The following is an 11,513-nucleotide window of genomic DNA, read 5'->3' as shown; positions in this document are numbered from 1 at the left end:
CTAGCGCCTGTCCGGCGGATCACGCCTGCCCCGCAGGGGGAGCGCAGGGTGCGCGTCCCGAAGGGGCGCGGGGAACTGTGCGACCGGCCACAACCCACCCGCAGCCCGCGACGGGCAGCAAGGGGCACCCCCAGCCCAGCGACATCCGCCGGGCGCGCCCCAGCGGCGCAGCGGGTCCGGGCTTCTCGTGCGCGGCGTCTGGTACGTCCGGGATGAATCGGGTACATACGACCGAGTAGCACCCGTCGGTAGTCGCCGGGGCAGTCCGGTCACCGTCCGTCCCGCACCGCGTACCTCCACACCGTTTCGAGGTGAGTGAGATGACCGTCTCCGAGCGTGAAGCACGCGAAGTCGCCGAGGCAGCCCGGGAGAAGGACTGGCGCAAGCCCAGCTTCGCCAAAGAGCTGTTCCTGGGCCGATTCCGCCTCGATCTCATCCACCCGCACCCGGAACCGGCGGCCGACGACGTGGCACGCGGCGAGGAATTCCTGACCAGGCTGCGCGAGTTCGCCGACGCGAAGATCGACGGTCCGCTGATCGAGCGCGAGGCCCGGATTCCGGACGAGGTGCTCACCGGTCTCAAGGAGCTGGGCGCGCTCGGTATGAAGATCGGCACCGAGTACGGCGGCCTCGGCCTCACCCAGGTGTACTACAACAAGGCGCTCGCGCTCGTCAGCTCCGCCAGCCCCGCGGTGGGGGCCCTGCTGTCCGCGCACCAGTCGATCGGCGTGCCGCAGCCGGTGAAGCTGTTCGGCAGCAAGGAGCAGAAGGACGCCTTCCTGCCACGCTGTGCGAGCAGCGACATCTCCGCCTTCCTGCTCACCGAGCCGGACGTGGGCTCCGATCCGGCCCGGCTGGCCACCACGGCCGTGCCAGAGGGGGAGGATTACATCCTCGACGGAGTGAAACTGTGGACCACCAATGGAGTGGTCGCCGACCTCCTGGTCGTCATGGCGCGCGTCCCCCGGCCCGCTGAAGACGACCCGCGCCACGCCGAGGGCCACAAGGGCGGTATCACGGCGTTCATCGTCGAGGGCGACTCGGAGGGCATCACGGTCGAGAACCGCAACGCCTTCATGGGACTGCGCGGCCTGGAGAACGGCGTCACCCGCTTCCACCGGGTACGGGTGCCGGCTGCCAACCGGATCGGCCCCGAGGGCGCCGGTCTCAAAATCGCGCTGACCACCCTCAACACCGGCCGGCTCTCGCTGCCCGCCACCTGTGCGGGAGCCGGTAAGTGGTGCTTGAAGATCGCCCGCGAGTGGTCACAGGCGCGGGTCCAGTGGGGCAGGCCGGTGGCCGAGCACGAGGCGGTCGGCAGCAAGATCTCCTTCATCGCGGCGACGACGTTCGCCCTGGAGGCAGTGCTCGACCTGTCATCGCAGATGGCCGACGAGGACCGCAACGACATCCGTATCGAGGCGGCGCTGGCCAAGCTCTACGGCAGCGAGATGGCCTGGAAGATGGCGGACGAGCTGGTGCAGATCCGGGGCGGCCGCGGTTTCGAGACGGCCGAGTCACTCGCGGCCCGCGGCGAGCGCGGCGTCCCCGCCGAGCAGCTGCTGCGCGACCTGCGGATCAACCGAATCTTCGAGGGCTCGACGGAGATCATGCACCTGCTGATCGCCCGGGAGGCCGTGGACGCGCATCTGTCCGTCGCCGGTGACCTCATCGACCCGGACAAGTCCCTCACCGACAAGCGGAAGGCAGCCGTCGCTGCGGGCACCTTCTACGCCAAGTGGCTGCCCAAGCTGGTCGCCGGCCCCGGTCAGCTCCCGCGTACCTACGCGGAGTTCGGCACGCTCGCCGGACATCTGCGTTACGTCGAGCGCACCGCGCGCAAACTCGCCCGCTCGACCTTCTACGCCATGTCCCGGTGGCAGGGCCGGATGGAGACCAAACAGGGCTTCCTGAGCCGCATCGTGGACATCGGCGCCGAGCTGTTCGCGATGAGCGCCGCCTGCGTCAGGGCGGAGAAGCTCAGCCGGGACGGCGGCGACGGGCAGGCGGCCCGCCAACTGGCCGACGCGTTCTGCCAGCAGTCACGCCTCCGCGTGGAAGAGCTGTTCGGGCGCTTGTGGAGCAACACCGACGACCTGGACCGCAAGGTGGTCCGCGAGGTGCTGGACGGCTCCTACACCTGGCTGGAGGAGGGCGTCATCGACGCCTCGACGGAGGGACCCTGGATCGCCGACGCCGCTCCCGGGCCCTCCCGGAAGGAGAACGTGCACCGCCGCATCCCGTAGCCGTCCCTCAGCGCTCCGGGGGCGGCGCGGGCCCGGCTCCCCCGGCAACCGCGCCCTGCCCACTGTCGGTCGCCCGCCCTAGAGTTGAGGCGTGAGCGAGCAGCAGACGCGCAACACCGTGGACGGACAGGTCAGCACCGGCGCGATCGTCCAGGCGGCGAGCATCGGGTCGGTGCACCACCACACGCACGCCGCGCCCGGCGAGCCGTCCGGCCCCGTGGTGCAACTTCCCGTCGAGGCACCGTTCTTCGAGGACCGTGCCGACGAACAGGCCGCCGTGACACGGGCGCTCGGGGCGCGGCGGGGGCGCTCCGACGGGGTGGTGCGCCCCCTGGTGGTCGCCGTCAGCGGGATCGGCGGTGTCGGCAAGAGCGCACTGGGGCTGCGGCTTGCGCACGCGATCTGCCGCGAGCGGGGGTGCGACGCGCTGTACGTCGATCTGGACGACGTACGCCGGGACGGCGCGGTGGCCCCGGCCGATGTGCTGGCCGTGCTGCTGCACTCGCTCGGGGTGCGCGAACCGTGGCTGGCCAAGGACTTCGCCGGGCGTCGCCGTCAGTACGAGCAGCGCACCGCGCACCGGGAACTCGTCGTCGTCCTGGACAACGTGGCCTACGCGGGCGAGGCCGAACCCCTGCTGCCCGTCTCCTCCACCGGCGTGGCCATCGTCATCAGCCGCAAGCGGCTGGCACAGCTGTCAGGCGCCCTCGAGGTGTCGCTGGGTCCCCTGCCCGGACAGGCGTCGGAAGAGCTTCTGCACGCCGTGCTGGACGGCGCACGCCCGGCGGGCGGCCCCGACGTCGTCGCAGAGATCGCCCGGATGTGCGCCGGGCTGCCCGCCGCCCTGCACATCGCCGGCAGCTATCTGCGGACGCACCGGCGCAGACCGCCCGAGAGGCTGGTGGCCGCGCTGCGCACCGAACTCGACGAGGAGGGCCTGCCCGTGGTCGAAGCCGTCTGGGACGCCTCCTACCGCGAACTCAGCGCTCCGGCAGCCCGCCTCTACCGGCTGCTCGCCGCGCACCCGGGACCGTCCTTCACCGCCGCATCAGCCGTCGCGCTGCTGGGCGCCGCAGAGCCGGACACCGCCTACGACGCACTGGGCGAGCTGGAGGACGCCAACCTGGTCGCGGTCTGGGAACGTCCCGGCGGGGACGGCGAGCCAACCGGTGCGGTGGCGGAGCGCCTCAGGATGCACGATCTGTTGCGCGCCCACGCACAACGCCGGGCACGCGACGAGAGCGAGCCCGGCGAGATGGCCGCGGCGCTGCGGCGGATCGTGCGCTGGTACCGACGGCAGGCCGAACGGGCCGACTGGCTGATCGCCGGCCGCCGTCTGCGGTTCGCCGAGCCCGTGGCTCCGCTTCCGTACGCACCGGATGTGCCCTTCGCCGACGAGGCCGAGGCGGCCCGCTGGACGAAGGCGGAGCAGTTCGCGCTGTACGCGTGCGTACGCCTCGCGCACGACAGCGGGGCGAGCGGCGACCCGGAGGGCGACGCCGACGCCTGGGGCCTGTGCGAACCGCTGTGGACCCACTTCATGAACCACCGGCACCACGCCGAGGCCATCGACGCCTTCCGCGCGGGGCTGGCCGCGGCCCAGCGCGCAGAACACCTTGCGGCACAGACCCGAATGCGCTGCCAGCTGGCCCGCGCTCTGTGGGAGACCGGCGACCTGACCGGAGCGCGCACCCAGGTGGACCGCGCCGTGCAGGCGGCCGCGCTGCTGGACGGCGAGCCGGTGCTGCGCGCTTCCACCCTCGAATTCCGCGGGCTGCTGCACCGCGCCGAAGGCGACCTGGCGAGCGCGGCGGAACAGTTCACGGCATCCCGCCGTATCCACGAGGAGAACCACAACCCCTACGGCGTACTGCTGCAGAGCTACCTGCTCGGCAAGACCCTCACCGAACAGGGCGAGCCGCAGCGCGCCGTCCCGACACTGGAAGCGGCACACCGCGCGGCCCTCGATCTGAAGCACCCCCGGATGACCGGCCGTACCGCCCATGAACTCGCCCGCGCCCTTCGCCTGCTGGAGGCGACCACCGCCAGCGACCGGATTCGCGCCCTGTACGAGCGTGCCCTCGACAGCGCCCGCACCCGCGGAGCCGATCACGAGGAAGCGGCGGCGCTGCACGCACTGGCCGACCTGGCGCAGGAGGCGGGGGACCGTGAGGCGGCCGGGACCCACCGCGCGGCCGCCCACGCCATCGAGACCCGCGCTGGTGGCACTGTGGGCTCCGCCTGAGCCTCACGCTGTCTCCGCCACGGGGAGGGGGCGCACGACCGCCACCACGCGCTGCCCTCCCACCTCGCACCTGACCCGCTGTCCGGCAGGCACGGCAGCGGGGCGTTTCACGAGCCAGGCGTGCACCCCGCACAGCACCGCGACGGGATCGGCCGCAGCCGCAGTGTGCGCCCCGCCGTCCCCCTCCCAGTGCACACCCAGCAGCCCGCCGTCCCGCACCCGCAGCACACACCGGTTGCCGCCGACCACCGCTGCGGCGGTGCGGCATGCCGGATACGCCGCGAGCACATCCGCGCTCCACTGCCGCACCGAGGCCGGGGCCGTGCTCCGTTCCCAGTGCCGGTACAGCAGTCCAGCGCTCTGCACATGGCGCAGTCCGGCCCAGTCCTCCTCGGCCGCCAGATGGTCGCCCGGTTCGCCGGACACCGGGCGCCGTATCACCCGCACAGCGGCCCCGTCGGACTGCTCCCCGTCGCCGGCCACCTCACCGGCCACCTCACAGTCCACAGCGAAGGCGCACAGGGCCGGCGAGCGCCGCGCCACGGCGTCCGGAACCGGCAGTGGTTCGGGTTCGGCGGGCACGCGCGGCGGGGAGAGCTCCAGCAGCGCGTACAGGCGACGCTGCAGCTCTTCCACCGCCCTGCCCTCCCGGGTGAAAGCCTCGGCGGCAATCTCACGCACGGTCTCGCCGCTGTGTCCGGCCAGTGCCCTTTCCAGTTGCTGCCGGAGGGGCTGCCGTATGTCGAGCCGGGGAGCCGAGTCCAGCAGCCGGGCCATGGGCGTGCCGGGCAGCAGCTCCTCGCCGCCGTCGCAGGCGCCCAGCACAGGGAGGCCGAGCGCGGCCGCGTACAGCGCGGTCGAGCCGTGGTCGGTGACGACACAGTCCGCCGCGACCAGGAGCGCTGCCCACTCCTCGTACGGTCGGGGCAGCAGCACCCCGGCCTTCCGCTCCGGAGTGAGGTCCTGGCTGAGCCCGAACTGCTGTTTGCGTGCGTGCACGTTGGGATGCAGTACCAGTGCCGTCCGGTAGCTGTCGTACGGCAGCTCCGTCGCCAGCCGCAGCGGCAGCTCGGGACGGCGCTCCAGCAGCGACTCGGGCCCCCAGGTGGACAGGACGGCGACCAGTCTGCGCCCGGCGACGCGCAGTGCGTGCCGGTAGCGCTCTCTGCGCGGCAGTGACTCCAGCAGCCGGTCGAGCGTCGGATCGCCGACGACGGCGGCTTGTGCGGCGGCTCGTGGCGACTGTGCGGCGAGCCGGTCGAGCTGCCCGGGGTGGGCGAGGGCGTGCAGCTGTGCGAGTGGTCCGCCGTCGGGGCGCAGCAACTCGCCGGCGTGGAGGCCGTTCGGGGCATCAAGCGCTGCACCTCGGCCCACAGTGGCGGGCATGCGCTTGCTGAAGCCGGCACCGTGCGGAAGCAGTGTCAGCGGGCCCTGCAGCCGGTGGAGTTCACCGCGCGCTGAAGCCGCGAGTATCAGCGAGAACGGCCGCCCGGTGGCTTCTTCCCACGGCAGCTGCCGCGCCCGCAGGCCCTCCAGCGCCGCCAGCGCCTCGGCACAGAACCGTGATCCGGGCACGAGCGTGACAAACGGCTCGATCCGCCGGTCGCCCGCGAGTGCCGGCGCCGCGTCCAGCAGCCGGTGCAGTGTCGTCGCCGTCCTGACGACGAACAGCACGCTGCGGGTCTCCGCCGCCGCGCGCCTCACGCCCCGGCTCCCGGCTCCCGGCTCCCGGCTCCCGGCTCCCGGCTCCCGGCTCCCGGCTCCCGGCTCCCGGCTCCCGGCTCCCGGCTCCCGGCTCCCGGCTCCCGGCTCCCGGCTCCCGGCTCCCGGCTCCCGGCCGAGCATCCATCCTAGTGGGCCGTGCGCGACCGCGAATGCCACGTTGCTGACCGGTCGGGGGCCGGTGGTGATCGCTCGACGGCATGAGCGCGATCGTATCGACCGGCAGGCCGGTCGAGGTCCGCGGTCGCAGAAGTCCCGTACGGCACTCGTGGCAGACGCGTTGCGAGCCGTGCTCCTCGCGTGCCCGGCCTCGCACCCGGTGCGCTGTCCGAGCGCGTCCGAGGAGCGGACACAATAGGGGGCATGACCGACTCCCTCGCTGACCCGCATCTGCGCTACCCCGGCACTGAGCCTTCGGAGCACTCCGGAGACGGCACTGGCCCGGGAGCGGAGTCGCAGGCGGGTGCACCGCGCGACATCGTGATCCTCGGCTCGACGGGTTCCATCGGCACGCAGGCGGTCGATGTCGTGCTGAAGAACCCCGGACGATTCCGGGTCACCGCGCTGGCTGCCTCCGGCGGCCGGGTCGAGCTGCTGGCCGAGCAGGCGCGCCGGCTGGGGGTGCGCACCGTCGCCGTGGCCCGCGAAGAGGCGGTGCCCGCACTCCGTACGGCGTTGCGCGAGGTGTACGGCGGCGCCGAGCCGCTGCCCGAGGTGCTGGCGGGCCCGGATGCCGCCACGGAGCTGGCCGCCTCCCCGTGCCACACCGTGCTCAACGGCATCACCGGCTCCATCGGGCTCGCCCCGACCCTTGCCGCGCTGGAGGCGGGCCGGGTGCTGGCGCTGGCCAACAAGGAGTCCCTCATCGTCGGCGGGCCGCTGGTCAAGGCGGTGGCCAGGCCCGGCCAGATCGTGCCCGTCGACTCGGAGCACTCCGCGCTCTTCCAGGCCCTGATGGGCGGCGCCCGAGCCGAGGTCCGCAAGCTGTTGGTCACCGCTTCCGGAGGCCCGTTCCGCGGCCGGAGCAGGGCGGAACTCGCCGATGTCACCCCGCAGGAGGCGATGGCCCACCCCACCTGGGACATGGGCCCGGTCATCACGGTCAACTCGGCCACCTTGGTGAACAAGGGGCTCGAGGTCATCGAGGCCCATCTGCTCTACGACATCCCGTTCGACCGGATCCAGGTCGTGGTCCATCCGCAGTCCGCAGTCCACTCGATGGTGGAGTTCACGGACGGTTCCACCCTTGCCCAGTGCGGCCCTCCGGACATGCGGCTGCCCATCGCGCTCGGCCTCGGCTGGCCGGAGCGGGTGCCCGACGCGGGACCCGTGTTCTCCTGGACCGAGGCGATGTCCTGGGACTTCTACCCGCTGGATCAGGAGGCGTTCCCCTCCGTCCCGCTGGCCTGCCGGGTGGGCGCGCTGGGCGGCACCGCACCCGCCGTCTTCAACGCGGCCAACGAGGAGTGCGTCGAGGCGTTTCTGGCCGGAAGGCTGCCGTTCACGGGCATCGTGGATACGGTGGCGGCTGTGGTCGACGAGCACGGCACACCGGACGGAACCGGGCTGACCCTTCCCGATGTCCTCGCCGCAGAGACCTGGGCGCGAGCCCGCGCCCGTGAACTGGCGGCAGAATCCGCCACAGCGACAGCGGAGGCCCGCGCATGACGGCGTTCATGACCATTCTCGGCATAGTCGTCTTCGTCGTCGGCCTGCTCTTCTCCATCGCCTGGCACGAGCTGGGGCACTTCTCGACGGCCAAGATGTTCGGGGTCCGGGTGCCGCAGTTCATGGTGGGCTTCGGCCCCACTCTGTGGTCCAAGCGCAAGGGCGAGACCGAGTACGGCATCAAGGCCGTCCCGCTCGGCGGCTACATCCGCATGATCGGCATGTTCCCTCCCGGCGACGACGGTGCTGTGCGGCAACGCTCCTCCTCGCCCTTCCGGGGCATGATCGAGGACGCGCGTGCTGCCGCGTACGAGGAGCTCAAGCCTGGTGACGAGCACCGGCTGCTCTATACGCGCAAGCCGTGGAAGCGCGTCATCGTGATGTTCGCCGGGCCGTTCATGAACCTGGTGCTGGCGGTGGTGATCTTCCTGACGGTGCTGATGACCTTCGGCATCAACACCCAGACGACCACCGTCTCCACCGTCTCGGAGTGTGTGATCCCCGCCTCCGCGCAGACCGACAAGTGCCCCAAGGACGCCAAGGACTCCCCGGCCAAGGCGGCGGGCCTCGAGCCGGGTGACAAGATCGTCGCCTTCGACGGGCGGCCGGTCGGGGAGTGGGGCACGCTCCAGCAGCGCATCCGGGACACCACGGGACCCGCCACGCTCACCGTGGAGCGGAACGGCGAGAGGCGCACCCTGCACGCCGACCTGATCGAGAACAAGGTCGCCAAGTCCGACGGCCGCGGCAGCTACGTACCCGACGAGTACGTCACAGCCGGCTTCCTCGGTTTCACCCCGGCCAGCGGCATCGTGCAGCAGTCCTTCCCGCAGGCCGTGGACCGGATGGGCGACATGATGGCCAACGGTGTGCAGGCGCTGATCGACCTGCCGGGCAAGGTGCCCGACCTGTGGAACGCGGCCTTCGACGGAGCCGAGCGCAAGCAGGACTCGCCGATGGGCGTGGTGGGCGCCGCCAGAGTGGGCGGCGAGGTCTTCTCGCTCGACATCCCGCCGAGCCAGCGGGTGGCGACGATGCTGTTCCTGGTCGCCGGGTTCAACCTGAGCCTCTTCCTGTTCAACATGCTGCCGCTGCTGCCGCTGGACGGCGGTCATATCGCCGGTGCCCTGTGGGAGTCGCTGCGGCGGAATCTGGCCAGGGTCTTCCGCAGGCCGGACCCGGGCCCCTTCGACGTCGCCAAGCTGATGCCGGTGGCCTACGTGGTGGCCGGGATCTTCCTCTGCTTCACTCTTCTGGTGCTCGTCGCGGACGTGGTGAATCCGGTCAAACTGACCGGCTGATCGCACGGAGGTTCCGGCCTGGACGCCCGTGTGATTCCTGCACGGGCGTCATCTTTTGCGGCATGCTCCAGTGAGCGATGTGCTCCGCGCGAGGCCGGTGCCGTAATCTCGGGGGCCTGGAGCCCGTCGAACCCGGGACTTGAACGACACCGTTGGGGTTGCACGCTGATGACAGCGATTTCGCTCGGAATGCCGGACGTCCCGGCCAAGCTCGCCGACCGCAGGGTCAGCCGGAAGATCCAGGTAGGAACGGTCGCGGTCGGGGGAGACGCGCCCGTGTCCGTGCAGTCCATGACCACGACCCGCACCTCCGACATCGGCTCGACGCTGCAGCAGATCGCCGAGCTGACGGCCTCCGGCTGTCAGATCGTCCGAGTGGCATGTCCCACACAGGACGACGCCGACGCGCTCGCCACCATCGCCCGTAAGTCGCAGATCCCGGTGATCGCCGACATCCACTTCCAGCCGAAGTACGTCTTCCAGGCGATCGACGCCGGCTGCGCAGCCGTCCGCGTCAACCCGGGCAACATCAAGCAGTTCGACGACAAGGTCAAGGAGATCGCCGCCGCAGCCTCCGCAGCGGGCACTCCCATCCGGATCGGCGTCAACGCCGGCTCGCTCGACAAGCGGCTGCTGGAGAAGTACGGCAAGGCCACCCCAGAGGCGCTCGTGGAGTCCGCGCTGTGGGAGTGCTCGCTGTTCGAGGAGCACGGCTTCCGCGACATCAAGATCTCCGTCAAGCACAACGACCCCGTGGTGATGGTCAACGCCTACCGGCTGCTGGCCCAGCGCTGCGACTACCCGCTGCACCTCGGCGTCACCGAGGCGGGCCCCGCCTTCCAGGGCACCATCAAGTCCGCCGTGGCCTTCGGCGCGCTGCTGAGCGAGGGCATCGGCGACACCATCCGGGTCTCCCTCTCGGCACCGCCCGCCGAGGAGGTCAAGGTCGGCATCCAGATCCTGGAGTCCCTGGGGCTGCGCCAGCGCGGCCTGGAGATCGTCTCGTGCCCGTCCTGCGGCCGGGCCCAGGTCGACGTGTACAAGCTCGCCGAAGAGGTCACCGCGGGTCTCGAAGGCATGGACGTACCGCTGCGCGTCGCCGTCATGGGCTGCGTCGTCAACGGCCCGGGGGAGGCCCGCGAGGCCGACCTGGGCGTCGCCTCGGGCAACGGCAAGGGCCAGATCTTCGTCAAGGGCGAGGTCATCAAGACCGTGCCCGAGTCCAAGATCGTTGAGACGCTGATCGACGAGGCCATGAAGATCGCCGAGCAGATGGAGAAGGACGGCGTCGCCTCCGGTGAACCGGTGGTGACGACCGCGGGCTGACCCGCCCCGCCCCGTCCGCTCCTCGCGGAAACCGCCGTGCGGCCGGACACGGCCGCACGGCGGCGGCCTTCGGTATGCCCGGGTACAGTGCCAACAGATTGTTCCTTACGCCCACGGGCCGCACGGTGAGGCACCGAGACCGTTGTTGACCACCACTTCCCTCAAGGTCGTCGAACCGGCCGAGCTGGCGGACGCGCTCGCCGTTCTGCGCCGGGAGCCGGTCAACAACGCGTTCGTCGCCGCCCGGGTGCAGAACTCCGGACTCGACCCCTGGCGCCTCGGCGGCGAGATGTGGGGCTGGTACCAGAACGGCAGGCTGGAAGCCCTCTGCTACAGCGGAGCCAACCTCGTCCCCCTGTGCGCGGGTCCCGAGGCCGTCCGCGCTTTCGCCGAGCGGGCCCGCCGCCAGGGCCGCCGCTGCTCGTCCATCGTCGGCCCGGCAGGCCCGACAGCGGCGCTGTGGTCGTACCTGGAGCCGCACTGGGGCCCGCCCCGCGAGGTGCGCCCCCACCAGCCGCTGCTGGTCACCGACCGGGTGCCCGGGGACGTGGCCCCCGACCCGCTGGTGCGCCGCGTCGCCAAGAACGAGATGGACCTGGTGCTGCCCGCATGCGTGGCGATGTTCACCGAGGAGGTCGGCATCTCCCCGCTGGCCGGTGACGGCGGACTCGTCTACCAGGCACGGGTCGCCGAGCTCGTCACCACAGGACGCTCCTTCGCGCGCATCGAGGACGGCAGCGTCGTCTTCAAGGCCGAGATCGGCGCCGTGACCGCCCACGCCTGCCAGATCCAGGGCGTCTGGGTGGCTCCTGAGCGGCGCGGCGAGGGCCTGTCGGAGACCGGTATGGCCGCCGTCATCGACTATGCGCTGCGCGAGGTCGCCCCGCTCGTGAGCCTCTACGTCAACGACTACAACGCCCCGGCCCGTGCTGCCTACCGGCGCGTCGGCTTCCGCGAGGTCGGCGCCTTCATGAGCGTGCTGTTCTGAACGCGGCGCGCCCCGCG

At 71.5% G+C, this 11,513-nt stretch carries 7 protein-coding genes; 6 read left to right on the top strand and 1 reads right to left on the bottom strand.

Annotated elements, in window-relative coordinates; translation table 11 throughout:
• Positions 1-320: 320 nt before the first annotated feature.
• Positions 321-2,246 (top strand): acyl-CoA dehydrogenase family protein, encoded by a 1,926-nt coding sequence (locus JW592_RS30180; protein WP_209268443.1) that lies wholly within the window; start codon positions 321-323, stop codon positions 2,244-2,246.
• 91 nt (positions 2,247-2,337) lie between these two features.
• On the top strand, positions 2,338-4,491 hold the full coding sequence (locus JW592_RS30175; protein ID WP_229377096.1) for a hypothetical protein: 2,154 nt from the start codon (positions 2,338-2,340) through the stop codon (positions 4,489-4,491).
• Between the two features lie 3 nt (positions 4,492-4,494).
• Here the strand turns inward: JW592_RS30175 and JW592_RS30170 are convergent, their stop codons facing one another.
• Positions 4,495-6,195, bottom strand: a complete 1,701-nt coding sequence (locus JW592_RS30170) for a translation initiation factor 2 (RefSeq protein WP_307805599.1) — start codon at positions 6,193-6,195, stop codon at positions 4,495-4,497.
• A gap of 381 nt (positions 6,196-6,576) precedes the next feature.
• On the opposite strand from JW592_RS30170, the gene dxr reads away from it, so the two are divergent.
• The 4 genes from dxr to JW592_RS30150 all read left to right on the top strand — a co-directional run bounded on the left by dxr (position 6,577) and on the right by JW592_RS30150 (position 11,496).
• A complete protein-coding gene (gene dxr / locus JW592_RS30165) occupies positions 6,577-7,881 on the top strand; it encodes a 1-deoxy-D-xylulose-5-phosphate reductoisomerase (RefSeq protein ID WP_209268438.1) in 1,305 nt (434 codons plus the stop codon).
• Positions 7,878-9,182, top strand: coding sequence for a M50 family metallopeptidase (locus tag JW592_RS30160; RefSeq protein ID WP_209268437.1), 1,305 nt, complete (start codon positions 7,878-7,880; stop codon positions 9,180-9,182). The genes dxr and JW592_RS30160 overlap by 4 nt, the downstream gene beginning before the upstream one ends.
• A 168-nt stretch (positions 9,183-9,350) precedes the next feature.
• Complete coding sequence (gene ispG, locus JW592_RS30155; protein ID WP_209268436.1) at positions 9,351-10,508, top strand: flavodoxin-dependent (E)-4-hydroxy-3-methylbut-2-enyl-diphosphate synthase; 1,158 nt, start codon at positions 9,351-9,353, stop codon at positions 10,506-10,508.
• 142 nt (positions 10,509-10,650) lie between these two features.
• The gene (locus JW592_RS30150; RefSeq protein WP_209268435.1) at positions 10,651-11,496 is read left to right on the top strand and encodes a GNAT family N-acetyltransferase; all 846 of its coding nucleotides are present in this window, start codon (positions 10,651-10,653) and stop codon (positions 11,494-11,496) included.
• Positions 11,497-11,513: the final 17 nt, after the last annotated feature.

Source organism: Streptomyces spirodelae, from assembly GCF_017676385.1.
GTDB classification, from domain to species: domain Bacteria; phylum Actinomycetota; class Actinomycetes; order Streptomycetales; family Streptomycetaceae; genus Streptomyces; species Streptomyces spirodelae.
The sequence above is the reverse complement of the archived record's forward strand: the minus strand, read 5'-3'. Positions and strand labels throughout refer to the sequence as shown.